This window comes from Lysobacter sp. Soil_N_51 (assembly GCF_057655755.1).
Map to the genome: position 1 here is coordinate 103,363 of NZ_JBDGLR010000010.1, position 24,100 is coordinate 127,462.

Sequence of the window (24,100 nt, forward strand, 5' to 3'; positions counted from 1 at the left end):
CTCAGTACGACGAGTCGGGGTGCTTGAGCTCGTAGCCGACCTTGGTCGGACGCACGCCGTCCATGATCAAGGCGTAGCTGACCTTGTCGAAGGTGCGGAACACCATCGCGTGGCCGGAGAACTCGTCGGGCAGGCGAACCCGCGAATGCTTGCCGAACAGGTCCTCGGCGCGGTCCGGACCGACCTTGACCCGGTCGGGCTGGCTGGTGCCTACGCGCCAGGTCGAGAACACGGTGCCGTTGTCGATGCCGTCCTTGGAGCCGACCGACAGCGCGATTACGTCGCGCGGACCGCCGTTCTTGACCAGATCGGCGACCGACAGCACCTGGGCGCGACCGTAGTCGAACTGGGCCTTGGGCGGATGCGGGAAGAACTGCAGGTCGTAGGGCTGGGCCTGGACCGGAATCAGGCGGTCGCCGACGCGGATTTCGCGGCCGGTGTCGTCGATCACCAGGGTCGAGGCCTGCATGCCGCCGACGGCGCCGCGGCTGAGCGTGCCGGTGGCGACCTGCAGCAGCTCGTAGCCGAGCAGTTCGCGGCCCTTGTCGGGCACCACCACGTCGGTCCAGATCGCGTCGAAGTCGACCGTGCGCTTGCCGCGGTAGTCGAGGTCGGCCGCGCGCATGATGTCGCAGCAGGCGACGCGGTCCAGGCGGGTGTAGCGCTGGGTCGGACGGACCACGGCGTAACGGGTGCCCGGGCTCTGGTCGGTCAGGCCCTTGACGTAGGCGGCCTGGCCCTGGGTCACCCGCAGGCGGTCTTCCTCGAGGCCGACCACATAGGGCAGCTGTTCGAAGTCGTCGACCACGCGCAGGTTCTTCAGGAACGGCTCGATTTCCGACAACGGCACGCCGGTGAGCGGCGCTTCCTGGCGCGGACCGGGCTGGACCTGGGCCGCGGCGACGCGGTCGAGGTAGGCCAGCGAGATCACGTCACCGGGATAGATGAGGTGTGGATTCTTGATCTGCGGGTTGGCTTGCCAGATTTCCGGCCACAGCCACGGCTTCTTCAAGAAGCGCGCGGAAATGTCCCACAGGGTGTCACCCCGTTTCACCGTATAGGTGTTGGGGTGGTCGCCACGCATTTCCGCCGCGAGGGCGTATGTGGCAACAGTCAGCAACGCTGCGGTAAAAACCGCACGGATAGGTTTAAACATGGCGGCCATCTACCTGATTCCCCTTCCAGGTTTGCCCTCTGCGGGCACCCGGACTATAGCCCAAGAGTTGCGAACACTAGCAGGCATTTACAGCCTATAACGGGGGTACAATGCAACCAAAGCTTGCGTATGTGACCCACGCCCCCATTTTTGACGCCCATGGCCCTGCTCCCCATCCTCGAATTTCCCGACCCCCGCCTGCGGACCAAAGCGGTGCCGGTGGAAGCCTCTCACGTAACGTCGCCTGCATTCCAGCAGTTGCTCGACGATATGTTCCAGACCATGTACGAATGCCCCGGCATCGGCCTCGCGGCGAGCCAGGTCGACGTGCATCAGCGGTTCATGGTCATCGACGTGTCGGAAGAGAAAGACCGGCCGCTGGTGTTCGTCAACCCGCAGATCGTCGCTAAATCCGGCGAGCAGGTCTACCAGGAAGGCTGCCTGTCGGTGCCGGGCATCTTCGCCGACGTGACCCGCGCCAACGAAATCACCGTGCAGGCGATCGGCCGCGACGGCCAGCCGTTCGAGCTGAGCACCGACGGCCTGCTCGCGGTGTGCATCCAGCACGAGATGGATCACCTCGACGGCAAGCTGTTCGTCGACTACCTCTCGCCGCTCAAGCGCGAGATGGTGCGCAAGAAGCTGGCCAAGCAGCGGCGGCAGTCGGCTTAACGGCCGGGATTCGGGAATCGGGATTCGGGATTCGAAAGAGCGTTTCGGCGCGGTCGGGTCGTGGCGTCGGTTTTCGTCTCTTTCGGATCGCCGTTGTGACCACGTCTGTGCTGTGAGACCGCAAACTGCGCGCAGCGCTTTTGCGAATCCCGAATCTCCAATCCCGAATCCCCGCCCCTATGCGCCTGATCTTCGCCGGTACCCCCGACTTCGCCGTACCGAGCCTGCGCGCGGCCGCGCAACGCGGCGAGGTGGTGGGCGTGTACACCCAGCCCGATCGTCCGGCCGGACGCGGCCGCGAGTTGTCGATTTCGCCGGTCAAGCGCGAGGCGCTGCTGCGCGGGATACCGGTGTTTCAGCCGGAAAACTTCAAGACCCGCGCCGCGCGCGAGGCGTTGCGCGCGTTGCAGCCGGACCTGATGATCGTGGTCGCCTACGGTTTGATCCTGCCGCAGTCGGTGCTCGATATTCCGACCTACGGTTGCTGGAACGTGCATGCCTCGCTGCTGCCGCGTTGGCGCGGCGCCGCGCCGATCCAGCGCGCGATCGAGGCCGGCGACGCCGAGACCGGCGTGTGCCTGATGCAGATGGAGAAGGGCCTCGATAGCGGCCCGGTGCTGCTGCAGGCCAAGCTGTCGATCGGAGACAACGAGACCGGCGGGCAGTTGCACGACCGGCTCAGCGAACTCGGCGCGGAAGTGCTCGGCGACGGCCTGGGCCTGGCGCGCGCGGAGCTGTTCCCGCGGCCGTGGATTCAACCCGAGGCCGGCGTGACCTACGCGCATAAACTCGACAAGGCCGAGGCGCGGCTGGACTGGAGCCACAGCGCGACCGCGTTGGCCAACAAGGTGCGCGCATTCAATCCCTGGCCGATGGCCGATGCATTGATCGCCGGAGAGCGCGTGCGCATCCACGGCGCGATCGCGTTGCCGCTGGAGCATCGCGCCGAGCCCGGCACGGTGCTGCTGGCCGGTCGCGACGGCATCGACATCGCCTGCGGCGTCGGCGCCTTGCGCGTGCGCGTGCTGCAGCGCGACGGCGGCAAGGCGATCACCGCGGCCGATTACTTGAACGGCCGGCGCGATCTGATCGCGGCGCGCGGCGCATGAGCGAATCGACTCCGCCGCCGAAAGGTCCACGTGGGCCGCAAGGCGGGCGTGGCGTCGATGGACCGGCGGACGCGCGTGGCCCGCGCGGCGAGGCCGATGCGACGGCGGGTGCGGCCAAGCCCGGCGGCACCAAGGCCTATCGGGCGAAGTCGGCTGGCGGACAGCAGGCTGTCGGAAAGCCGGCGGCGGCTAAGTCGCCATATGGCGCCGCCCCGCGTGCCGGCGATCGGCCTCGTAGCGCGCCGCCGCGCCGCGCGCAAGGCGACGCCGGCAAACCTGTTCCCGCCCGGCCCGCGCCGCCGCCGTTGCTGCCCGGCGCGCAGCCGCGCGCGGTCGCCGCGCGCGTGCTCGATGCGGTGCTGCATCGCGGCCGCTCGCTGAAGGCCGAACTCGCCACCGCGCTGCCGACCTTGCCCGACCCGCGCGATCGCGCCCTGGTCGAGGCGATGTGTTTCGCGGTGCTGCGCCAGCCGTTGCGGTACGAGGCCGCGCTCGAGGCGTGGATGCCGCGCGCGCTGTCGCGCCGCGACGGCGAACTGCGCGCCTTGCTGTTCGCCGGGCTGGCCCAGCTCGATCCGCTGCAATTGCCCGCGCACGCCGCGCTCGCCGCGACGGTCGAAGCGACCCGCGTTCTCGGCCGCAAGCATCAGGCCGGACTGGTCAACGCGCTGCTGCGCCGCGCCCAGCGCGATGGCCTGCCGGCCACCGACCCGCGCCATTCGCATTGGCCCAGCTGGTTGCGCGGCCTGCTGCGTAAGCAATGGCCCGAGCACTTCGACGCGATCCTGGCCAACAGCGCGATCGCGCCGCCGATGTGGCTGCGGGTCAACGCCGCACGGGTCGGACGCGAGGACTATCGCGCCCAGCTCGCCGAGGCGGGCATTCAGAGCATGGCGCCGGCCGCGCCGGCCGAAGCGCTGCGACTGGATGCGGCGGTGCCGGTCTCGACGCTGCCGGGCTTCGCAGAGGGTCTGGTCTCGATCCAGGACCTGTCCGCGCAACTGGTCGCCGACGCCCTGTCGCCCGCGCCGGGCGCACGCGTGCTCGACGCCTGCGCCGCGCCCGGCGGCAAGAGCGCGCACCTGCTCGAACGCGACGCCTCGTTGCGGCTGACCGCGCTCGACATCGACGCGCAGCGCTTGCAGCGGGTGCGCAGCGGTCTGGTCCGGCAGGGGTTCGTCGATCGGGTCGAACTGCTCGCCGCCGACGCGGCCGAGCTGGACGCGTGGTGGGACGGCCGGCCGTTCGATGCGGTTCTGCTGGACGCGCCGTGCTCGGCGACCGGCATCGTGCGTCGTCAGCCCGACGTGGTCCTGCACCGACGCGAATCCGACATTGCTGCGCTTACTGTGCTGCAGGCACGCCTGCTGGATGCGTTGTGGCACACCGTCGCGCCCGACGGCGTGCTGGTCTATGCGACCTGCTCGATTCTGCAGGAGGAGAACGAGGCCCAGGTGCGCGCGTTCCTCGCCCGCACCCCGGATGCGCGCAGCGAGGCGCTCGACGCGCGCTACGGCCATGATCGCGAGGTCGGCCGCCAGCGCCTGCCCGGCGAGGACGACGGCGACGGATTTTTCTACGCGCGCCTTCGCCGTTCGCCGCTCGACCGCGCCGCGCGCCCAGGATGAGTGCACCGTAAGCAGCCGGCGCCGTCGATGGCGCCGCCCCGCACTGGTTTCGAGTTCGTTGGGTATCATCCGCGCCATGCCTATCACCGCATTCAATCGAGCCACCCAGCGACATCTGTGGTTGTTCTGGGTCGTCGCCTCGCTGGTGCTCGTCGCCGGTCTGGGCCTGCGCGATCCGTGGCCCACCGACGAACCGCGCTTCGCCCTGGTCGCCAAGCAGATGGTCGACACCGGGGTGTGGCTGTTCCCGCATCGCGGCATCGAGCTGTATTCGGACAAGCCGCCGTTGTTCATGTGGACCCAGGCGGTCTCTTACCTGCTGACCGGCAACTGGCGCATCGCGTTTCTGCTGCCGTCGCTGCTGGCGGCGCTGGGCACGCTGTGGTGCGTGGTCGATCTGGGCCGGCGCCTGTGGACGCCGCGGGTCGGCCTGTACGCGGGCTGGGCCTTGCTGATCACCGTGCAGTTCGTCTTCCAGGGCAAGAAGGCGCAGATCGATCCGTCGGTGGTGTTCTGGATCACCCTGGCCAATTACGGCCTGTTGCGGCATCTGCTGACCGGCCCGAGCTGGCGCTGGTGGGTGGTGGGCTGGTTCGCCGCCGGTATCGGCACCATCACCAAGGGCGTCGGCGTGATCGCACTGCTGATGCTGGCGCCGGTGGCGCTGGCGGCGGTGCTGCGGCCGGTGCACGGCGCGCTGGCGCCGGGCGGCGTCGGCGCGCGGCTGTTGGCGTGGACGCGCTTGCCGGTGCGCGCCGGCATCGGCAATCCGCGTTTCTGGCTGGGCCCGCTGGCGTTCCTGGTGGCGGTATCGCTGTGGATCGTGCCGATGGTCGCGGGCGTGTTGTCCAGCGGCGATCCGGCCCATCAGGCCTATCTCAACGACATCCTGTTCCGGCAGACCGCCGGACGCTATTCGCGCTCCTGGGACCACCATCAGCCGGTCTGGTACCACTTCGGCGTCATGGCGACGATGTGGTTGCCGACCATGTTCGCGCTGCCGTGGGCGATCCCGGCCTGGCGCAGGCGCCTGCGCCGGCTCGACGGCCGCTATCTGCTGCCGTTGGTGTGGTGGGCGCTGGTGATCGTGTTCTTCTCGATTCCCGCCGGCAAGCGCGACGTCTACATCATGCCGGCGCTGCCGATGGTGTGCCTGGCGCTGGCGCCGCTGTTGCCGGGGCTGATCCGCCGACGCGCGTTGCGGGTGCTGGCGATCGCCTTCGCCGCCGCGTTGACCCTGACCGCGCTCGGCGTCGGCCTGGCGATGTGGTTCGGCGATCCGGGCTTCGAGCGGCGTCTCATCGTCGAGCGTCAGTTGACCGACGGCGCGCACCAGCTGACCGTCGCGGTGCTGGCGATCGGCGCGTGGGGCACGGCGGCCCTGCTGTGGGCGGGTTGGAAGCGGCCGTACCACGGCCTGATCGCGACCCTGGCCGGGCTGTGGGTGCTGTACGGCCTGCTGATTCCGCCGATTCTCAACGACGCCTCGTCGGCTCGCGGCGTGATGACCCGGGTCGCGCGCACGATCGGGCCGGACGCGGAGCTCGGCCTGGTGGGGTGGCGGGTGCAGAACATGCTGATGAGCCCGCCCGGGACCAAGGACTTCGGCTACTCGGTGCCGTGGAACCGGCAATTGGCGATGGGCCTGGCGTGGCAGGCGCAGTCGCCGCAGCGGCGCTGGCTGCTGATCCAGGAGCCGGCGGTGCCCGACTGCGTCGATCGCAGCCAGGCCAAGGTCGGCGTTTCCAACCGGCGCAACTGGTGGCTGGTGCCGTATTCGGCGCGGGTCACCTGTTCCGCTGCGCCGGCGATCAGCGGGATAGACAAAGCAGATCTGGACTGAGTCCGTGCCCGCATCGCCAATGCCTTTGCCCGAATCGCGCCCCGATCCGACCGCCCACGCCGAGGCCGCTGTCGCCAGCGCCGAATCGCCACGCGTGCGCAGGGCGCGGCGGGTACTCGAGATCGGCTTGTTCTGCCTGCCGGCGCTGCTGATCTCCACGCCCTGGGGGCTGACCCCGTTCACCGCGTTCGCCCTGGCCGCGCTGCTGATGGCGCCCGATCAGCTGGCGCGCGGCAAACGCGAGATCGGCCGTTCGCTGCGGCTGTTGCTGGCGCTGGTGCTGGCGGTGACGGTGGTGGTGGTGCTTTCGAAATTCGTCTTCGACGTGCGCTGGCGCGAGGTCGACAACCGGCTGCGCCTGCTGACCCTGCCGTTCTTCGCGTTGATGGTCTATGCCTACCGGCCTTCGCGGCGCTGGCTGTGGGCCGGGGCGCTGGCCGGGCTGGTCGGCGCGTTCGCGGTCGCGGCCTGGCAGGTGGGCAACGGCGTGGATCGCGCGCTGGGCTGGACCGACAACGCGATCATGTTCGCCGACGCCTTGATCGCATTGATCGTGCTGGCGGTGTTCTGCCGTCCGCCGGGCGAGTTGCTGTGGACGACCGTCGCCTGCGCGATCGGTATCGGCGCGGTGGCCCTGAGCGGCAGCCGCGGCATCTGGCCGGGTCTGGCGCTGGTGCTGGTGATCGGCCTGCTGGTCAGCGCCGGCCGCGCCCGCAAGTTGTTGCTGAGCTTGCTGGCGGTGCTGGCGCTGGCGGTGATCGCGTCGTGGTGGATCCCGCCACTGGCCGAGCAGACCCGAATCGAGGAATTGCGCTCGGACGTCGACCGCTACATGGAAGGCGACGCCGCATCTTCGCTGGGCGAACGCCTGGTGCTGCTGTCGCTGGCCGGCGAAACCTTCGCCGAGCACCCGGTCACCGGCATCGGCGTGGGCAGTTTCGGCCGCGCGGTGCGCGATCTGCCGCAATGCCAGCCGCCGACGCCGCGTCCCGGACTGTGCAGGCTCGGTCATGCCCACAGCGATGTGCCCGAATGGGCGGCGACCATGGGCGTGCCGGGGCTGCTGGCGATCCTGGGCGTTTATCTGTTGCCGCTGTTCTTGTTCGCGCGGCGCCTGCGCGAGCTGCCGACAGGACGCGCGCGCAGCGCGGCGCTGGCCGGCCTGGTGCTGGTGCTGGTCTATCTCGCCTGCGGCCTGACTCAATCGATGTTCGCGCACCAGCTGATTGCGTCGTTCTACGCGGTGGCGATCGGCACGCTGTACGGTTTCGCCTTGCGCGAAGCCCGCGATGCCAAAGTCGCGATGGGGCACAAGTCGGCGCTTGCGTGACGCTTTACCGACCTGCCTCGCCGGTGTCGATCGAGAGTGAGTCCGCCGCTGCCATGCCGTTGGCGCTGCATTGAACGCCGCGCCCCGGTTCTGCATCGGCCGCTGCAAAAGGCGATCACAGGCCTGAATCGCCGCGCATTCCGGCGCGGTAACGAGGCCGGGTCGAGATTGGCGGCCTGCGCCCATCGGGTATGATTCGGGCATGGTTGAACTGCCGTTTTCCCTGATCGTCATCACTCACAACGAGGCGGCCAATATCGCGGCCTGTCTCGACAGTGTTCCGTTCGCGGCCGAGAAGCTGGTGATCGACAGCGGCAGCGACGACGACACCGTCGCCATCGCCCAGGCGCACGGCGCGCGGGTGGTGCATCAGGACTGGCTGGGCTTCGGCCCGCAACGCAACGCCGCCGCCTCGCATTCGCGTCACGACTGGATCCTGTTTCTCGACGCCGACGAATCGCTGACGCCGGAGTTGAGCGCAGAACTGCGCGAGCGCCTGCCCGAGTTGCTGAGCTCGCAGGCCGCGGTCGCGATCCTGCGCCGACGCACCTCCTACATGGGCGCGCCGATGCGCTGGTACCGGCCAATGCGCGGCGAGCGCCTGGCGCGGCTGTATCACCGCGGCCGCGCCCGCTGGACCGACGCGCGCGTGCACGAGTCGCTGCGCTGGGACGGCGAATCGGTCGATTTCAAGGCGCCGTTCGATCACGCGCACAACCCGACCCTGGCGCACAAGCACCTCAAGGTGCTGCGCTACGCCGAGCTCAAATGCCTGGACTGGAACGACAAGAACCGCCCGGTGCGGATGTGGCAGACGCCGCTGGTGTATCTGTCGGCGTTCCTGCGCGACTACGTGATGCGGCTGGCGATCCTCGACGGATGGCGCGGCCTGATCGTGTCGCATGTCGCCGCGGCCTACGCGGTGTACAAACGCATCCGCTATTACGAAATGCGGCGCAATCCCGCGTCGATCGAACAGGCGCGCACGGTGCTGCGGCGCCACGGACTTGATCGCTGACCATGCCAAAACACTATCTGCTCTACGGTTCCGAGCGTTACGCGCTGGCGATCCTGCGGCCGCTGCAGCGCGCGATCCGCGCGCGCGGCGACGAGGCCGCGTGGTTCTTCGACGGCCCCGGCGCGGAAGACCTGGTCGAAGGCGAGCGCCTGCTCAGCGTTGCCGAAGTGCGGCGCTGGCGGCCCGAAGCGGTCATCACCTCCAGCAACGCCGTGCCGCATTTCTTTCCCGGTGTGAAGGTCGAAACCTTCCACGGCTTCGATGCCGGCAAGCCGCGGCATATCTACATCCGCGGTTTCTTCGACCTGTACTGCACCACCGGGCCGCGCGACACCGCCAAGTTCGGCGAGATCGCCGACCGCGTCGGCCACTTCAGCGTTGTCGAAACCGGCTGGCCCAAGCTCGACCCGTTCGCCGATCAGTTGTCCGGCCAGCCCGAACCGCTGCGCCAGCCGCCGACGATCCTGTACCACTCGACCTTCTCGCCGTCGTGGAGCGCCGCCGAGACGCTGTACGAAGAGGTCAAGCGGATGTCGCGCGACGGCAGCAAACGCTGGATCGTGACCTTCCATCCGAAAATGAATCCCGACACCGTGGCGCGCTACAAGGCGCTGCAGAACGAACACCTGACCTTCGCCGAGAACGACAACATCTTCGAACTGTTCGCCCAGGTCGACATGATGTGTTCGGACACCTCCTCGGCGCTCAACGAATTCCTGCTCACCGGCAAACCGGTGGTGACCTTCCGCAACCGCCGTCCCGGCCCGCAGCTGATCGACATCCAGGAAGTCGACCAGTTCGAGCCGGCGATCGAGCGCGCCTTGTCACGGCCGGCGGAGTTGATGCAGGCGATCCGTGAATACGGTCAGGCGATTCATCCGTATCACGACGGACGTTCCAGCGAACGCGTGCTCGAAGCGATCGACGCGTTCATCGCCCGTGGCGGCGTCAACCGCAAGCGCAAGCCGCGCAACTGGTGGCGCAAGCTGAAGCTCCGCCGCCGCATCGGTTACTGGGGTTCGGCGCGCTGATCGGGTAGGCGGCCCGCGCAATTCGCGCGGGGGTTTGCTGCATCCACGCTCGCCGCGATGGGCGGCATCGTGGACTGGTGCCGGCCGCGCGTTACCAGCGCAACGGCCGTTTCGACAGCGTCGCGGCCAGCGTCTCGTAGAGGCGCCGGGCGTCGGCTTCCGGCAGAAAACGAATCCGCAGCGGCGGCGCCAGGGTGCCGGCGCCGGCGGTGTCCAGCCACAAGGTCGCGGTGCCGCAGCGCCGGTCGATCGGCGAGCGCTTGATCTGCAGCGCCTGCAGCTTGTCGAGTTCGGCGAAACGCCAGTAACGATGCCACCAGCCTTCGCGCACCGCGATCAGATCCTCGCTGTAGGCATAACCGATCCGCTGCGCGCGCCGGCGCGCCTTGAACGCAGTCCACGGCAGCCACAGTAGGGCGAGCAGGCCCCACGCGCCCAGGTGCCAGTACAACGCGACCGTCGCCAGCACGGTCCACGGCACGTCCGGCAGGAACAGCCGCCACCAGGTCGCGCCGGGCAGCGCCTGCCACTGCAGCCGATCCCAATGCGCGCGCGGCAGCAGGTGTTCGACCAGCGCATCGCAGGCCGCCGGCGTCGCGATCGGCGCCAGGTCCTTGAGCGCGCGGCCCTCGTCGCCCTCGTCCGCGCCGACCGTGTCCACCGCCAGCCGGCGACGGCCGAGCAGACGATGCATCAGGCCTTCTTCCAAGGTCCATGCCTGTATCCGCCGGCGCGGCACGGTGGTGCGCCAACGCCCGAGCAGGCCGCGTTCGGCGGTCAGCCGCCGGCCTTGTTCGCTCAGTTCGAAACCGTGATAACGCAGCAGCGCCAGCGCGATCGACAAGGTCTTCAGCGCGACCGCGGTCGCGCCGATCACGCCGATCGCCAGCAAGGCATAACCGGCCGTGTCGAAGTGATGCACGTCGACATGGCCCGAGACCCAGCGCAGGCCCTGGCGCAGCGCGCGTTCGGGAATGCGGCCGTTGACGTCGGGCACCATCTGCGACAGCGCGGCCAGGCCCGCGCCGACCAGCACCAGCCCGCCGTTGGAGACCAGCCCGAGCCGCAGCACGTCGGCGGTGCTGAGCCGCAACAGGACATCGGCGCGCTCCTCGATCGCTTCGGCCGCGCTCGCGCCGCGGCGGCGCACCAGCGATTCCAGCGCCAGCGCGTCGTCGAGCTTGAGCACGCGCATATGCGCTTCGGCCTCCTTGCTGCCGGCCGATTCCAGCCGCACTTCGGCCACGCCGAACAAACGATGCAGGACGTTCTGATGCAGGGCCACGTTCTGGATGCGCACGAACGGGATCACCCGCAGGCTGCGGTTCAACAGGCCGCTGCGCACCACCACGCTGTCGCCGCCGATGCCGTAGCGATAAGTGAAATAGCGCCACAGCGACACCAGCACCAGCACGCCGACGCCGATCAGCGACCACAGCTCGTTGCGGTCGCCGCGACCGAAGAACAGCAGCGCCAGCAGCGGCACGATGAACTGGCGCAGCTGCTGGATCAGCACGAACAGCCACGACATCGGATGCAGGCGGCGGTCGGCGTCGACGGCTGCGGCCGGGTTGGCGTTGGTTGCGTTGACGCTTGCGGGCGCGGCGGGTTCGGCCGGCGCGGCGTGCTCGATCTCGGACGCGCTCATCAGGCGTCGTCGTCTTCGTGATCGAGCTGGCGGCCCAGGCGCTCGCGCAGGCGCTGGGCGTCGTCGGCGTCGAGGTGATCGATCGAGACCGCGCTGTGGCGGGTGCCGGCGGTGTGCACGACCAGGGTCGACAGGCGGCGCATGCGTTGCAGCGGCCCGTGCTTGAGGTCCAGATGCTGGACCCGGGTCAGCGGCACCAGCGTCTCGCGTTGCCAGGCCACGCCGCGGCGCACGGCGAAGCCGTAGTCGTCCAATCGCCACAGGGTGTTGCGATACCGGCGGAAGCCGATCCACATGCCGATGCCGGCGCCGAACAGCGCCCCGGCCAGGCCGCTGGCCAGGCCGGCATAGCGGCCCAGGGTGAGCACGCCGACGATGGTGCCGGCGATGCCGAATACGAACGCCAGCGACAGGCTGATGTCGATCGTGCACAGCGGGATCGCGCGCGCCGGCAGTCGCTGCCATTCGCCGCCGGCGTACGTCGTCGGCGCAGGCGGATCGCGCGCGGGCTCGGTCGGGGCGGCCGATGCGGGAGCGGGCGCTGCGTCGTCGTGATCGGTCTGCGTCATCCTGCGGCCATCGGGTGAGTCAGCTTGCAGTGTAGTCGCCGGCGCGGGGCGTGGAACGGCATCGACACGCGCGCGCGCGGCGATGTTTGATCGTGCGTGCAAAAGGCGCGCATCGTCGCCGATGGGATCAGCGCGGGCGAGGATTCAACAGGGCCGGGATTCAACCAAGCCCGGGATTCAACGCAACCGATACGGATTGTCGTTGCCGTCGCCGGACGGGCGCAGGGTGTAGCGCTTGTAGGTCCACTGGTACTGGGCCGGATCGCGCCGCGCGATGCGTTCGACCGCGGCGTTGAGCGCCACGCAGGCGCGTTGCGGATCGGGGTCGGCGATGCCGTCGGGCGCGGCCTCGATGCGCAAGGCGAAGCCGAGCGGGTCGGCATCGGTGCCGATGCGTTCGCAATACGCGAACAGCACGGTCGCGCCGGTGCGTTCGGCCAGCCGGCCGAGCAGGGTCATGGTCAGCGCCGGCACGCCGAAGAACGGCGCGAACTCGCCGTCGCCGGCCTTGGGCTGCTGGTCGGGCAGGATGCCGACCACGCCGCCGGCGTTGAGCCGTTTCCACAACTGGCGCACGGCGGCACCTTCGGCGCGTATCTGGGTCACGCGTTCGGCGTCGGTGTCGGCGCGCACCAGATTCAGGAAGGCCTCGCCGATCGCCGATTCCGGCGGCCGGTACAAAATCGCCAGCGGCGTGCGCGAAGCCAGCCACTGGTTCAACAGTTCCCAGTTGCCGTAATGCGGCGCGGCCACGATCAGGCCCTTGCCCGAGGCCACGGCCGCGTCGAACAGCTCGGTGCCGTGCTGCTCACGCAACAGGCGCAGATTTTCCGCATGCGGCCGGGTCCACAACCGCACCGTCTCGACCGCCTGGCGCGCGGTGGTGCGCATGATCGCGCGCTGCCACTGCGCGCGTTCGGCCGGCGGCAGGCCCGGGTAGGCCAGTTCCAGGTTGACCCGGACCACCCGGCTCTCGCGGGCGTCGCGACGCAGCCACAAGGCCGCGATCGCATCGCCCAGCCGCCGTTGCCACGACCACGGCAGGCGGCCCAGCAGACCGGCCAGGACATACAGCACGCGGGCGACGAATGAGCTCATGGCGCGAGTGTAGCGGCAGGCAGTTCGGCGCCGATCGTGCCGGGTATGCCGGTTCGGTGGACGAACGCCGCCGATGCCGGCGCGATCCAGGCTTTACACTGGCGTTCCCGACTTTTCGAACAGGTGTGCGGCATGCTGAGCCTGATCCAGCGCGTGACCCAGGCCAGCGTGGTCGTCGACGGCGAAACCGTCGGCGCGATCGGCCCGGGGCTGTTGGCCCTGGTCGGGGTTGAACCCGGCGACGGCGAACCCCAGATCGCTCGCATGGCCGAACGCCTGCTCGGGTACCGGGTCTTCGCCGACGACGCCGGCCGCATGAATCGCGGCCTGGCCGACAGCGGCGGCGGATTGTTGCTGGTCAGCCAGTTCACCCTGGCGGCCGACACCAGCAGCGGCATGCGTCCAGGCTTCAGTACCGCGGCCGCCCCGGCCCTGGCTGAACCGCTATTCAACCGTTTGGTCGAAACCTGCCGGCAACGTCATGCCGGGGGGGTGGAAACCGGCCGCTTCGGTGCCCATATGGTGGTCAGCCTGGTCAACGACGGTCCGGTGACCTTCTTGCTCCGCGCCTGACCGGTCCATCCGACCGCCCTGATCGACCCGCTCGACCCAAGCCTCCCGCATGCATGACCCGGCCGACCGGCCCGGACCTGCTATACTGGAGCGTTCCCTACCCTCAATAGCGCGGTGGCGCAGCCCATGGCCAACGAACGTCAGCCCCCTCCGTCCGATATCAAGCTCCTGATCAGCAAGGGCTTGGAGCAGGGCTATCTGACCTATGCCGAGGTCAACGATCACCTGCCCGACGATCTCGTCGACGCGGAACAGATCGAAGACATCATCGGCATGATCAACGGCATGGGCATCGAGGTGCATGAAGTTGCGCCCGATGCCGAAACGCTGTTGCTCGCCGACGGCAATACCGGTAACCGCGAAGTCGACGACACCGCCGCTGAAGAAGCCGCGGCGGCGCTGACTGCGCTCGACGGCGAAGGCGGCCGTACCACCGACCCGGTGCGCATGTACATGCGCGAAATGGGCACGGTGGAACTGCTGACCCGCGAAGGCGAAATCGCCATCGCCAAGCGCATCGAAGAAGGCCTCAACCAGGTCCAGGCTTCGCTCGCTCTGTTCCCGTCCACCATCCAGTTGATCCTGGAAGACTACGAAACCCACAAGGCCGGCAAGAAGCGCCTGGCCGAGATCGTGGTGGGCTTCAACGATCACCTCGACGAAGAACCCGAACCGCCGGCGCCGCCGGTGGTGGTGGCCGAGGCCGACGCCGACGCGGACGACGACGAAGAAGTCGAGGCCGCCGGCGACGATGCCGACGCCGAGGAAACCACCTCCGGTCCCGACCCGGTCGAAGTCGCCGCGCGCATGGAGGTCATCGCCGACCTGTACGGCAAGTTCGTCAAGGCCCAGGCCAAGAACGGCGCCGGCCACAAGACCGTGACCAAGCTGCGCGAAGACATCGCCGCCGTGTTCGTCACCCTCAAGCTGCCGCTCGCCCTGACCGACAGCCTGATGCGCAACCTGCGCGACGTGGTCGGTTCGATCAAGGACCGCGAGCGCAAGATCCTGGATCTGGCCACCCGCGTCGCCAAGATGCCGCGCAAGGATTTCATCCGCGCGTGGGAAGGCAACCAGACCAATCTGGAATGGGTCGACGAACTGCTCAAGCGCAAGCAGAAGTGGTCGTCGGGCCTGCGCGACGTCAAGGATCAGATCATCGTCGAACAACAGACGACGATCGAGATCGAACAGGCCTCGCTGCTGACCTTGAACGACATCAAGGAAATCAGCCGCGCGATGGCCTACGGCGAAGCCAAGGCGCGCAAGGCCAAGAAGGAAATGGTCGAGGCCAACCTGCGTCTGGTGATCTCGATCGCCAAGAAGTACACCAACCGCGGTCTGCAGTTCCTCGATCTGATCCAGGAAGGCAACATCGGTCTGATGAAGGCGGTCGACAAGTTCGAATTCCGCCGCGGCTTCAAGTTCTCGACCTACGCCACCTGGTGGATCCGTCAGGCCATCACCCGTTCGATCGCCGATCAGGCCCGCACCATTCGTATTCCGGTGCACATGATCGAGACGATCAACAAGCTCAACCGCATCTCGCGCCAGATGCTCCAGCAGTACGGCCGCGAGGCCACGCCGGAAGAGCTTGCGAAAGAAATGGACATGCCCGAGGACAAGATCCGCAAGGTCATGAAGATCGCCAAGGAGCCCATCTCGATGGAGACTCCGATCGGCGACGACGAAGACTCGCACCTGGGCGACTTCATCGAGGACACCAACGTGGAGTCCCCGGTCGAAGCCACCACCAACATCAACCTGTCGGAAACGGTCCGCGACGTGCTCGCCGGCCTGACCCCGCGCGAGGCCAAGGTGTTGCGCATGCGTTTCGGCATCGACATGAACACCGATCACACCCTGGAAGAAGTCGGCAAGCAGTTCGACGTGACCCGCGAGCGCATCCGTCAGATCGAAGCGAAGGCGTTGCGCAAGCTGCGTCATCCGAGCCGGTCGGAACAGCTGCGCAGCTTCCTCGATATCGATTGATCGCGTCAGCAAAAAAACGTGTAAGAAACAAGTTGTGTAGAAACAGGCCCCGGAAACGGGGCCTGTTTCGTTTCGGGCCGCTCGCGACGGCGCCCGTGGCGACATCGCGACCGCGCCGGTGCATGATCGGCGCAGGACAATGCCGAGCAGGCCGGACCATGGACGCGTCACCCAGTTCACCGCCGCCGTTGCCGCCGCCACCGCGCGCGACCGGCGGCGCGCCCGACTCCGGCCGGCCCTTGTTCGGCTTGACGAGCATCGCCGTCGCCAGCATCGTCGGCAGCGCGCTCGCCGGGGTCTGGCTGATATCGATGAACTACGCGGCGCAGGGGCGGCACGCCACGGCCTGGCTGTTGCGGTTGCTGGGGCTGCCGATGCTCGCGCTCGCCGCGCTCGAGGGATTCCGCTTCGCGGTCAACGCCAACAGCAACGATCGAATCACCGTGGCGCTGGCCGTCGTGGTGATCGTGCCGGCGATCATGTACCTGCTCGCCGACTGGGCGCACGGAAGGGCGATCCGCGCGCGCGCCGAAGCCGGGTTGGCGGCGCGGCCGTGGTGGCTGGCGCTGTTGGTCGCGATCGCGTTCGTGCTGCTGGCCATCGCGTTTCCGTTGATCCTGATGCTGATGTTCACCGTGGTCGGCCTGGCCGAGGCGGCATGAGCGGACCGATTGCGACGAGCGCGGACGAACACGTCGGGAAACGGAGCGACCGATTGAACGACATTGACCCGTACCGACCACCCGAAGCGGACATCCAGCCGCCCGATGCCGACGACGACGAGCGCGGCCTGTTCGGCCTGACCGCGATCGCGCTCGCCAGCGCGCTGGGCAGCGTGTTCGCCGGCACGGTCCTGATCGCGTTGAACTACGCCGCGCAGAAGCAACGCGGCACCGCGTGGGCGGTGGTCTTGCTGCTCGGGCCGGTGCTGACGATCGTGGTGCTGAGCGGCTTGTACGTCGGCTCGCGACGGTTCGGGATCGAACCGATACCGTTGCTGTTGCTCGCGCTGATGACGCAGCCGCTGGCGATGACGGGCCTGGCGGCGATGCTGCAAGGCCCGGCGATCGCGCAACGCATCCGGACCGGCGGGCCGATGGCGTCGAACGTGCTCGCGCTGGTGATCGCGGTGGCGTTGCTGCCGGCGCTGGTGTTGTTCATCGCGCCGCTGGCCATGGTGCTGGTGGGCGTTATGGCGACGCTGCTGGGCTATTGAGACCGCGAGCCTGCCGAAGCGGCTCAGGGCAGGCGCGCGACGCGTCCGGCGATCGAGGCGGAGACCTCGCGGCATGCGCATGCCGCGGCGCCACGCACTCAGCCGTCAGCCGTAGAAGAACTGTTCGTGCACGATCTTGCCGTCGCGCACCCGATACACCGCGACCTCGGCCATCGCCACGCGACCCATGCTCTTATAGGTTGCGTCGATGCTCATCGCGACGCTGAACCAGTTGCCGCCGATCAACGGATCGCTGCAGCCACTGCCGTGAACTTCGATCACGTCTTGCTGAAACTTGCGGCCCTTCGCGCGAATCGCGTCGAGACCTTGCACGTTGCCGAGCGGACCGGCCTCGTTGCCGGGCGCTTCGAGGCTGACCGCATCGTCGGCGTACAACTCGTCCTGGATCTGCTCGTGCTTGCCGGCGCGGCACAGCTCGACATAGCGATCGGCGATTTGCTGGATGTCCATGGCGACGCTGCGTTGATGGAGCGCCCAGCATAGGCGGCGCGCCATGACGGCGCTGCGCACTAACGTCAGCGCTGCGCGGTGACAGGCATCACCCGCGCATTCATTCAGACCGGCGGTCGCCCACGCGAGCCGGCGCTCATTCGCGCAGGTAATGCGCGCGCGACTCACCGCACAGCACGGTCAGCGCGTGCACGCGGCCGTCGCCGCCGCGGTGAAATTCGACTTGCAAGGTCGTCGCCGGCACGCTGATCTCCGGCGCGACGTAGCGGTTCGGCGTCAGCGGCAGCAGCGGATGCACGCGCTTGGAACCGGTCGCCTGCAGCGTGATCGCGCCGCCATCGTCGCCGCCGATCTTGAGCGATTCGACGTCGAACATATCGGCGAGCACGCCGCGCCGGTCCATGGGTTGGCGCGGGTCGAGCCGGTAGTTGCCACGATAATCGGCGCTCGCGACCGCGCCCGCTTCCAGCCTCACGCTATGCACCGGTTCGTTGAGCGGCCAATGCGCGGCGTCGGTCACCGCGTTGCGGATCTCGGTGATCAAGCGGTCGCCTTCGGCGCCATTGGTCAACACGACCAGGCCGTCGCCGCTGTCGAGATGGCCTTCGATCCAGGCGTAGTAGTGATCGTTGGCGCCGCCATGATGGAACACGCGGCCGCGACCGACGCCGTTGAGACGCGGACCCAAGCCAAAGTTGCCCGGCGCGACTTCGGTCATCATCGCCGTCGCCAACGCGCGCGGCAGGAAATCGTTTGAGCCGCGATAGCTGCCGAGCAACGCGGCGACAAAAGCGGCCAGATCGTCGGCGTTGGTCCACAGGCCGGACGCGCCCAGTTCCGGGAACGACTCCCAGCCGCGCGGCAACGCCGTCGGTTGGCCTTTCTCGTCGTGGGCTTTGGCCACGTTCGCCGTGGTCGCCGGCAGTTCGGCGATGAAGCCGCTGCGGCGCATGTGCAACGGCTCGAACACTTCGCGCCGCGCGACCGCGTCCAGGCCCTGCGCGTCGACCGCTTCGATCACCGCTTGTTCGATGGTCACGCCGCCGCCGGAATAATCCTGTTGCGCGCCGGGCGCATGAATCAATCGCACCGCTTCGGTCTTCGACGGAGGTTGGCCGTTCAAGGTCTGCAACAGGCTCGGCAACGGTTCGCCGGGCTGCAGGTCGGGAAAGCCATGCACGTTGAAGCCGCCGGTGTGCGACATCAGCATGCGCAGCGTGACCTGCGCGTCGGGCCACTTCGGATCGGCCGGCACCCGCCATTGCTTGAGGTAATCGTTGACGTCGCGGTCCAGGTCGAGCTTGCCCGCGGCGCTCAATCGCAACGTCGTCGTGGCGGTGACCACCTTGCTGACCGAACCAGTGGAAAACAGGGTCTGCGCATCGATCGGTTCGCGGCTGACGCTGTCGCGCACGCCGTAGCCGCGGCTGGACACGATCTTGCCGTCGCGCAAGATCGCCACCGCGACGCCGGGGACGCGATAGTGGGCCATGCGTTCGCTCAGTGACCACGCAGGCTGCGCGTCGCCGGCCTTGATCACGGTTGGACGCAGCCGGTGTTCCCATGCGATTGCGGCAGGCGTTGGCGCCGGCTTGGATGCGGATGCGGATGCGGATGCGGATGCGCTTGTCGTGTCGGCCGCGGTCGCCGCGGCAAGCGGCGTGATTCCCGCCGTTGCGAGCGAGGCCGATACGAGCAAGGCCAGTGCGAGCAACGACAAGCGCCGCGGCGCGAACGTCCGCGGCGAACGAGGCGCGCGCGGATGCGCGATGTGGAAGCGGGTCGAGCGCATGCGGTCATCCGATCCTGGCGAAGGCCGACAGGTTAGCCGACGCCCGCGACCGCCCGCGGCGCCGTGCGCTCAAGCGTTACCGGTATGCGCCGACCCGGTCGCGATACGACGTGTGCGCGGATCAAGCCTCGCGCGAGCGCAACAACGGCATGACCTCGTAGCACGCGCCCATGGTGTGATAGTCGGTCTTGCCGGCCGGGCTCTTTTCGTCGTCGTACTTGCGGTTGTCGGCGTCCACGATCCGATACCACGCGCCGTAGCGGTGATCCACCATGTGCTGCCACGCGTACGCCCACAACTTGTCGTACCACTGCCAGTACAAGTCGTCGCCAGTGCGCGCGCCGAGCAGTGCCGCGGTCGCCAGCGATTCGGCCTGCACCCAGAAATACTTGTCGTCGTCGCAGACCGTGCCGTCGGGTGCGAACCCGTAGTACAAGCCGCCGCGCGCGTCGTCCCAGGAGCGCGCGACCGCGACGTCGAACAGATGCCGCGCGGTCGGCACCAGCCACTGCGGCGCATCGCCGCGCGCGGACAGATGACGGTCCAGGATCAGCAGCAGCTTCGCCCACTCGGTCTGATGGCCGGGCTGGAAACCCCAAGGGCGGAACAAGTGCTTGGGATCGTCGCGGTGATAGTCCCAGTCGATACTCCAATCGCGATCGTAGTGTTCCCACACCAATCCGTCGGCCTGTGCGGCCTGGCGCTGGGTCATGTTCTGCGCGAGGATCAGCGCGCGCTCGAGATAACGCGTCTTGCCGCTCGCCTCATACGCGGCCAGCATCGCCTCGCACATGTGCATGTTGGCGTTCTGGCCGCGGTAATCGGTGAAATTCCAGTCGGCGTCGGCTTCGTCGCGATACAAACCGTGATCGGTTTCCCAGAAGCGCGTTTCCAGCAGGTCCCAGGTTTCGTCCATCCACGCCGCCGCTTCATCGATGCCGGCTTTGAGCGCGGTCGAGTAGGCGAGCAGCACGAACGCCACGCCGTAGCAGTGATTCATGCGGTCTTCGGCGACGCCGTCGCGGATCGTCCAGGCATAGCCGCCGCTGATCGGGTTGCGATGCGCCTCGCGCAGGTAGCGCAGGCCGTGGCGTGCGCGTTCGCGGTAGTCCTGGCGCTCGAACTCGATCGCCGCCATCGCGTAGTTGAAGACGAAGCGGGTGCTGCTGACCAAGTGCCGATGCGACGCCTCGTACACCGTGCCGTCGTCGCGGAAGTAATGGAAGAACCCGCCGTCCGGATCGAGCGCAACCGGATCGTAGAACGCCATCGTGTCGGCGACGTGCGCGCGCAACACATCGACTTGGCGGAAATCGGGCAGTGGGGTCGCGGGAAGATTCATGCTTGCTCCTGCATCAGACTTGCTCTTGCATCAAACGCTGGACTTCGGCGGCGCTCGGCATCGCCGCGAACGCGCCATGGCGGGTAGTGGCGAGCGCGCCGACCGCCGCGGCATAGCGCAGGGCGTCGACGAAATCGCTCTTGCGTTCGAGGAACGACGTGAAATTCGCCGCGTCGACATTCAGCGCGGCCAGACGGTGCAGCAGGCCGCCGACGAAGGCGTCGCCGGCGCCGGTGGTGTCGGCCGGCGCGACCTTGAACGTCGCCACTTCGCCCGAACGCGTGCGGGTATGCCAGCGAATCGGGGTGGCGCCGTCGGTTATCAGCACGCAGGTCGCATAACCGACCCACAGGCGCTGCAACGCGGCGCGTTCGCCGCCGAGATGGCGGGCGAGGAAATCCAGCTCGCTCTGGCACAGCTTGATCAGGTCGGCTTCCAGCAACGCGGCGAGCAATCGCGGCGCGGGATCGACATCGCTCGGCCACAACGACGGACGCAGGTTCATGTCCATGCTCACCAAGGCGCCGGCCATGCGCGCGCGGCGCATGCCGGCCAAGGTCGCCGCGGCGATCGCTTCCTCGGTCAGGCTGTTGGAGCAGACATGGAACACGCCCGCATCGACGAAGCTGTCGACGCTGAAATCCGAATCGCGGAACAACAGGTCCGCGGCCGGCGGTCGATAGAAACTGAAGCTGCGTTCGCCGTGGCCGTCGAGCGAGACGAACGCGAGCGCGGTCTTGGCTTGAGCGGTGCGCACCACGTGCTGGGTGTCGACACCGTAGTGCTCGAACTGCTCGGCCAGGAAGTCGCCGAACATGTCCTCGCCGAGCATGCCGACGAAGCGCGCATTGCCGCCGAGGCGCGCCGCCGCGACCGCGACATTGGCCGGCGCGCCGCCGGCGTATTCGACGAAGTGGCGCGGCTCGCCGACGACTGACGACGGACGGGCGAGAAAATCGATCAACGCCTCGCCGAAACACACGATGGCGGCGCCGCGCGGCGAGGATGGATTGGCTACGGCGGAATCGGATACCACGGGTGCAACAGACATCAATGCATCACTCCGGAAGCCTGGGCATTGGCGTGCTGGCCCTGGCCGGCGCGAATGCGCGAACCGCTCAGGCCGTACCAGACGATGAAGGCGTAACACGCCAGCGGTAGCACGAACGAATGCTGGATGCCGAAGCGATCCGACAGCACGCCCTGCAGCAACGGGATCAGCGCGCCGCCGACGATGCCCATGATCAACAGGCTCGAGGCCTTGCTGGTCAGCGGCCCCAGCCGTTCGATCGCGATGGTGAAGATGGTCGGGAACATGATCGAGTTGAACAGGCCGATCGCCAGCACCGCCCACATCGACACCGTGCCCTGGGTCAGCATGGTCAACGCGAGCAATGCCATCGCGACCACCGCGAACAACGCCAACAGCCGGCGTGCATCGAAGCGTTGCAGCAGCGCCGCGCCGATGAAGCGGCCGACCATCGCGCCGCCCCAGTAATACGGCAGATGCTCGCTCGCGGTGGCGTGATCCATGTTGCCGATCTCGGGCGCGGAGATGTAGTTGATCAGGAAGCTGCCGATCGATACTTCCGCGCCGACGTACAGGAAGATCGCGATCACGCCATAGAACAGATGCTTCTGCCCCAGCACCTCGGCGAAGCTGTGATGCACCGGATCGGCGCTCTCGGTGGCTTCGGCGAGCGAGGGGATGCGCATGGTGTAGACGAACACCGCGAGCAGCAGCAGGCCGGCGGCGATGATCATGTACGGAATCTGCACCGACGCCGCTTCGTGCGCGCGGTACGCGATCTGCTCGGCGACCGGCTTGGCGGCGAGTTCGTCGACGCTGAGCGCCGCGCCGGCCAGGATCAGCGGGCCGATCACGTACGGAAATACCGTGGTGCCGAGCGAATTCAAGGCCTGCGCGAGATTCAGGCGGCTGGGCGCGCCGGCCGGATCGCCGAGCAGGCTGATGTAGGGATTGGCCGACACCTGCAGCAGGGTGATGCCGCTGGCGAGCACGAACAGCGCGCTCAGAAACAACGGATACGACGGCAGGCGCGCGGCCGGGAAGAACATCGCCGCGCCGATCGCCGCGACGATCAGGCCGATCACGATGCTGTTCTTGTAGCCGTACATCGCCACCACCTTGCTCGCCGGCAGCGACATCAGGAAGTAGGCGCCGAAGAACGTCGACTGGATCAGCATCGACTCGGTGTAGTTCATCTGAAACACGTTCTTCAGATGCGGGATCAGCACGTCGTTGAGGCTGGTCAGCCCGCCCCAGGTGAAGAAGATGATGGTCACCACCGCCAGCGCGGCGGTGTAGGACATGTCGCGACGACTCATGCGGACTCTCCGGACGGCGGAACAAGCACCTCGCTGCTGCTGCGTGCCTGCAGCCGGACTGGTGCGACGGTATGGGCGCGCGGCAGCTCGGGTTCGCGCAGGCGCTTGAGGATCAGTTCGGCGGCCTGACGGCCGCGCGCGCGCGGGTCGACCGCGATCGTGGTGAGCGTGGGCGAGGCGACCGAGGCTTCGGGAATATCGTCGAAGCCGATCACCGCGAAATCGCCGCCGGGACGGCGCCCGCGCGCGACCAGTCCTGCCATCAGGCCCAGCGCGACCGCGTCGTTGTAGCAGACCGCCGCGGTCGGCGCGGGATCGCGCACGAACAGCGCGCCGGTCTGTTGCGCGGCTTCAAGACGGGTGGGTGCGCATTCGACCAGCCACTGCGGTTCGGGCTCGATGCCGGCTTCGGCCAGCGCTTCGCGATAACCCTGGCGGCGTTGCCGGCACGAGGACGAATCGCGATGGCCGCCGAAGAACGCGATGCGGCGATGGCCGCGTTCGAGCAGATGACGGGTCGCCAGACGCGCGCCGTGGGTGTTGTCGAGAGCGAGGAAATCCCAGTCGGTGGCGTCGAGCTCGCGGTTGAACACCAGCACCGGCGTGCGTCCGCCGACCTGGGCGCGCACGCGCGCGCCGTCGCTGCCTTCGGCCGGCGACAGGATGATCCCGGCCGGGTCGTGCTCCATCAGCGAAGTCAGCACCGCCTGCTGGCGCTCGACCGACTCGTTGGTGCTGCCGAGCAGGGTGACGAAGCCGGCCGTGGCCAGCCATTCGTCCACGCCGGCGGCGAATTCGGCGAAGAACGGGTTGGACAGGTCGTTGATCACCAGCGCCACGCCGGTCGACACCTTGCGCCGCAGGTTGGCCGCGCCGCGGTGATAGACGTAGCCTTGGCGCTTGAGCTCGGCCTCGACCCGGGCCCGGGTTTCGCTATGGACCAGCGGACTGCCGCGCAGCACCAGCGACACGGTCGCGCGCGACAGGCCGCAGGCACGGGCGATGTCGGCCAGGGTGACCCGGCCTCGGGGGGCGGGCGCGTCGTTCATCGGTGGCACCTCACTGGGATAGGGCGGTGGCGGATCATGGCGGGCTCGCGCTGGAGGCTTTTGGATCGTTCTAAATGCCGTCATCCTGCGGCTTGAGGCCCGTCCCTGCATTCTGCAATGCAGCATGAACGCGTCCTGGCCCCGTGTTAGCTTGCCCGTATTTAGAACGATCTAAAAGTGTCCAGCCCCGATCCCCTGGCGGCCGGCCCCACCC

General features: G+C 68.0%; 21 protein-coding genes. 11 read left to right on the top strand and 10 right to left on the bottom strand.

Translation table 11 applies throughout. The features are described 5' to 3' along the window. Nucleotide 1: 1 nt before the first annotated feature. The gene (locus tag AC3A4T_RS19800; RefSeq protein WP_487676953.1) at nucleotides 2-1,156 is read right to left on the bottom strand and encodes a LysM peptidoglycan-binding domain-containing protein; all 1,155 of its coding nucleotides are present in this window, start codon (nucleotides 1,154-1,156) and stop codon (nucleotides 2-4) included. A gap of 159 nt (nucleotides 1,157-1,315) precedes the next feature. Between AC3A4T_RS19800 and def the strand changes: the two genes are divergently transcribed. The 7 genes from def (at nucleotide 1,316) to AC3A4T_RS19835 (ending at nucleotide 9,787) form a co-directional block, all read left to right on the top strand. Next, nucleotides 1,316-1,828, top strand: a complete 513-nt coding sequence (def, locus tag AC3A4T_RS19805) for a peptide deformylase (protein ID WP_036105800.1) — start codon at nucleotides 1,316-1,318, stop codon at nucleotides 1,826-1,828. 179 nt (nucleotides 1,829-2,007) lie between these two features. Further along, nucleotides 2,008-2,937: a methionyl-tRNA formyltransferase gene (gene fmt, locus AC3A4T_RS19810; protein WP_487676954.1), complete on the top strand. Its 930-nt coding sequence runs from the start codon at nucleotides 2,008-2,010 to the stop codon at nucleotides 2,935-2,937. Continuing rightward, nucleotides 2,934-4,565 carry a 16S rRNA (cytosine(967)-C(5))-methyltransferase RsmB gene (gene rsmB / locus AC3A4T_RS19815; RefSeq protein ID WP_487676955.1) on the top strand — a complete coding sequence of 544 codons (1,632 nt, stop codon included), beginning with the start codon at nucleotides 2,934-2,936 and terminating at the stop codon, nucleotides 4,563-4,565. Before fmt ends, rsmB begins: the two co-directional genes overlap by 4 nt. Nucleotides 4,566-4,641: 76 nt before the next feature. Then, nucleotides 4,642-6,408, top strand: a complete 1,767-nt coding sequence (locus tag AC3A4T_RS19820) for an ArnT family glycosyltransferase (RefSeq protein ID WP_487676956.1) — start codon at nucleotides 4,642-4,644, stop codon at nucleotides 6,406-6,408. Nucleotides 6,409-6,427: 19 nt separating this feature from the next. Continuing rightward, nucleotides 6,428-7,738, top strand: coding sequence for an O-antigen ligase family protein (locus AC3A4T_RS19825; protein ID WP_487676957.1), 1,311 nt, complete (start codon nucleotides 6,428-6,430; stop codon nucleotides 7,736-7,738). Nucleotides 7,739-7,940: 202 nt separating this feature from the next. Next, the gene (locus AC3A4T_RS19830) at nucleotides 7,941-8,756 is read left to right on the top strand and encodes a glycosyltransferase family 2 protein (RefSeq protein ID WP_487676958.1); all 816 of its coding nucleotides are present in this window, start codon (nucleotides 7,941-7,943) and stop codon (nucleotides 8,754-8,756) included. A 2-nt stretch (nucleotides 8,757-8,758) separates the two neighbouring features. Continuing rightward, nucleotides 8,759-9,787 (top strand): UDP-N-acetylglucosamine 2-epimerase, encoded by a 1,029-nt coding sequence (locus AC3A4T_RS19835; RefSeq protein WP_487676959.1) that lies wholly within the window; start codon nucleotides 8,759-8,761, stop codon nucleotides 9,785-9,787. A 91-nt stretch (nucleotides 9,788-9,878) separates the two neighbouring features. Here the strand turns inward: AC3A4T_RS19835 and AC3A4T_RS19840 are convergent, their stop codons facing one another. From AC3A4T_RS19840 to AC3A4T_RS19850, 3 genes are all read right to left on the bottom strand, one after another. After that, nucleotides 9,879-11,318 (bottom strand): PH domain-containing protein, encoded by a 1,440-nt coding sequence (locus AC3A4T_RS19840; protein WP_487677101.1) that lies wholly within the window; start codon nucleotides 11,316-11,318, stop codon nucleotides 9,879-9,881. A 116-nt stretch (nucleotides 11,319-11,434) separates the two neighbouring features. Next, nucleotides 11,435-12,004, bottom strand: a complete 570-nt coding sequence (locus tag AC3A4T_RS19845; RefSeq protein ID WP_487676960.1) for a PH domain-containing protein — start codon at nucleotides 12,002-12,004, stop codon at nucleotides 11,435-11,437. A 177-nt stretch (nucleotides 12,005-12,181) separates the two neighbouring features. Continuing rightward, nucleotides 12,182-13,102: a lauroyl acyltransferase gene (locus tag AC3A4T_RS19850; protein WP_487676961.1), complete on the bottom strand. Its 921-nt coding sequence runs from the start codon at nucleotides 13,100-13,102 to the stop codon at nucleotides 12,182-12,184. A 132-nt stretch (nucleotides 13,103-13,234) separates the two neighbouring features. Between AC3A4T_RS19850 and dtd the strand changes: the two genes are divergently transcribed. The 4 genes from dtd to AC3A4T_RS19870 all read left to right on the top strand — a co-directional run bounded on the left by dtd (nucleotide 13,235) and on the right by AC3A4T_RS19870 (nucleotide 16,883). Then, nucleotides 13,235-13,675 (top strand): D-aminoacyl-tRNA deacylase, encoded by a 441-nt coding sequence (gene dtd, locus AC3A4T_RS19855; protein WP_036105813.1) that lies wholly within the window; start codon nucleotides 13,235-13,237, stop codon nucleotides 13,673-13,675. A gap of 126 nt (nucleotides 13,676-13,801) precedes the next feature. Continuing rightward, nucleotides 13,802-15,667 (top strand): RNA polymerase sigma factor RpoD, encoded by a 1,866-nt coding sequence (rpoD, locus tag AC3A4T_RS19860; RefSeq protein WP_487676962.1) that lies wholly within the window; start codon nucleotides 13,802-13,804, stop codon nucleotides 15,665-15,667. Nucleotides 15,668-15,825: 158 nt separating this feature from the next. Beyond that, nucleotides 15,826-16,329 carry a hypothetical protein gene (locus tag AC3A4T_RS19865; RefSeq protein ID WP_487676963.1) on the top strand — a complete coding sequence of 168 codons (504 nt, stop codon included), beginning with the start codon at nucleotides 15,826-15,828 and terminating at the stop codon, nucleotides 16,327-16,329. 53 nt (nucleotides 16,330-16,382) lie between these two features. Next, nucleotides 16,383-16,883, top strand: a complete 501-nt coding sequence (locus AC3A4T_RS19870; RefSeq protein ID WP_487676964.1) for a hypothetical protein — start codon at nucleotides 16,383-16,385, stop codon at nucleotides 16,881-16,883. Nucleotides 16,884-16,988: 105 nt separating this feature from the next. Here the strand turns inward: AC3A4T_RS19870 and AC3A4T_RS19875 are convergent, their stop codons facing one another. The 6 genes from AC3A4T_RS19875 to AC3A4T_RS19900 form a co-directional block, all read right to left on the bottom strand. Continuing rightward, a complete protein-coding gene (locus tag AC3A4T_RS19875; RefSeq protein ID WP_487676965.1) occupies nucleotides 16,989-17,354 on the bottom strand; it encodes a SnoaL-like domain-containing protein in 366 nt (121 codons plus the stop codon). Between the two features lie 136 nt (nucleotides 17,355-17,490). After that, nucleotides 17,491-18,846, bottom strand: coding sequence for a serine hydrolase domain-containing protein (locus tag AC3A4T_RS19880; RefSeq protein ID WP_487676966.1), 1,356 nt, complete (start codon nucleotides 18,844-18,846; stop codon nucleotides 17,491-17,493). Nucleotides 18,847-19,267: 421 nt separating this feature from the next. Beyond that, complete coding sequence (locus tag AC3A4T_RS19885; protein ID WP_487676967.1) at nucleotides 19,268-20,488, bottom strand: AGE family epimerase/isomerase; 1,221 nt, start codon at nucleotides 20,486-20,488, stop codon at nucleotides 19,268-19,270. 13 nt (nucleotides 20,489-20,501) lie between these two features. Next, nucleotides 20,502-21,539 (bottom strand): carbohydrate kinase family protein, encoded by a 1,038-nt coding sequence (locus AC3A4T_RS19890; protein WP_487676968.1) that lies wholly within the window; start codon nucleotides 21,537-21,539, stop codon nucleotides 20,502-20,504. Beyond that, nucleotides 21,539-22,837, bottom strand: a complete 1,299-nt coding sequence (locus AC3A4T_RS19895; RefSeq protein WP_487676969.1) for a sugar MFS transporter — start codon at nucleotides 22,835-22,837, stop codon at nucleotides 21,539-21,541. Before AC3A4T_RS19895 ends, AC3A4T_RS19890 begins: the two co-directional genes overlap by 1 nt. Beyond that, on the bottom strand, nucleotides 22,834-23,886 hold the full coding sequence (locus AC3A4T_RS19900) for a LacI family DNA-binding transcriptional regulator (protein WP_036105828.1): 1,053 nt from the start codon (nucleotides 23,884-23,886) through the stop codon (nucleotides 22,834-22,836). Before AC3A4T_RS19900 ends, AC3A4T_RS19895 begins: the two co-directional genes overlap by 4 nt. Nucleotides 23,887-24,100 lie beyond the last annotated feature (214 nt).

Coding starts and splice junctions, on each gene's coding strand:
- dtd (WP_036105813.1), top strand. CDS start 13,235: ATGCTGAGCCTGATCCAGCGCGTGACCCAGGCCAGCGTGGTCGTCGAC.
- AC3A4T_RS19895 (WP_487676969.1), bottom strand. CDS start 22,837: ATGAGTCGTCGCGACATGTCCTACACCGCCGCGCTGGCGGTGGTGACC.
- AC3A4T_RS19845 (WP_487676960.1), bottom strand. CDS start 12,004: ATGACGCAGACCGATCACGACGACGCAGCGCCCGCTCCCGCATCGGCC.
- AC3A4T_RS19800 (WP_487676953.1), bottom strand. CDS start 1,156: ATGTTTAAACCTATCCGTGCGGTTTTTACCGCAGCGTTGCTGACTGTT.
- AC3A4T_RS19880 (WP_487676966.1), bottom strand. CDS start 18,846: ATGGCCCACTATCGCGTCCCCGGCGTCGCGGTGGCGATCTTGCGCGAC.
- rpoD (WP_487676962.1), top strand. CDS start 13,802: ATGGCCAACGAACGTCAGCCCCCTCCGTCCGATATCAAGCTCCTGATC.
- fmt (WP_487676954.1), top strand. CDS start 2,008: ATGCGCCTGATCTTCGCCGGTACCCCCGACTTCGCCGTACCGAGCCTG.
- def (WP_036105800.1), top strand. CDS start 1,316: ATGGCCCTGCTCCCCATCCTCGAATTTCCCGACCCCCGCCTGCGGACC.
- AC3A4T_RS19890 (WP_487676968.1), bottom strand. CDS start 21,539: ATGTCTGTTGCACCCGTGGTATCCGATTCCGCCGTAGCCAATCCATCC.
- AC3A4T_RS19885 (WP_487676967.1), bottom strand. CDS start 20,488: ATGAATCTTCCCGCGACCCCACTGCCCGATTTCCGCCAAGTCGATGTG.
- AC3A4T_RS19830 (WP_487676958.1), top strand. CDS start 7,941: ATGGTTGAACTGCCGTTTTCCCTGATCGTCATCACTCACAACGAGGCG.
- AC3A4T_RS19840 (WP_487677101.1), bottom strand. CDS start 11,318: ATGTCGTGGCTGTTCGTGCTGATCCAGCAGCTGCGCCAGTTCATCGTG.
- AC3A4T_RS19900 (WP_036105828.1), bottom strand. CDS start 23,886: ATGAACGACGCGCCCGCCCCCCGAGGCCGGGTCACCCTGGCCGACATC.
- AC3A4T_RS19820 (WP_487676956.1), top strand. CDS start 4,642: ATGCCTATCACCGCATTCAATCGAGCCACCCAGCGACATCTGTGGTTG.
- AC3A4T_RS19865 (WP_487676963.1), top strand. CDS start 15,826: ATGGACGCGTCACCCAGTTCACCGCCGCCGTTGCCGCCGCCACCGCGC.
- AC3A4T_RS19850 (WP_487676961.1), bottom strand. CDS start 13,102: ATGAGCTCATTCGTCGCCCGCGTGCTGTATGTCCTGGCCGGTCTGCTG.
- AC3A4T_RS19875 (WP_487676965.1), bottom strand. CDS start 17,354: ATGGACATCCAGCAAATCGCCGATCGCTATGTCGAGCTGTGCCGCGCC.
- AC3A4T_RS19825 (WP_487676957.1), top strand. CDS start 6,428: ATGCCTTTGCCCGAATCGCGCCCCGATCCGACCGCCCACGCCGAGGCC.
- AC3A4T_RS19835 (WP_487676959.1), top strand. CDS start 8,759: ATGCCAAAACACTATCTGCTCTACGGTTCCGAGCGTTACGCGCTGGCG.
- rsmB (WP_487676955.1), top strand. CDS start 2,934: ATGAGCGAATCGACTCCGCCGCCGAAAGGTCCACGTGGGCCGCAAGGC.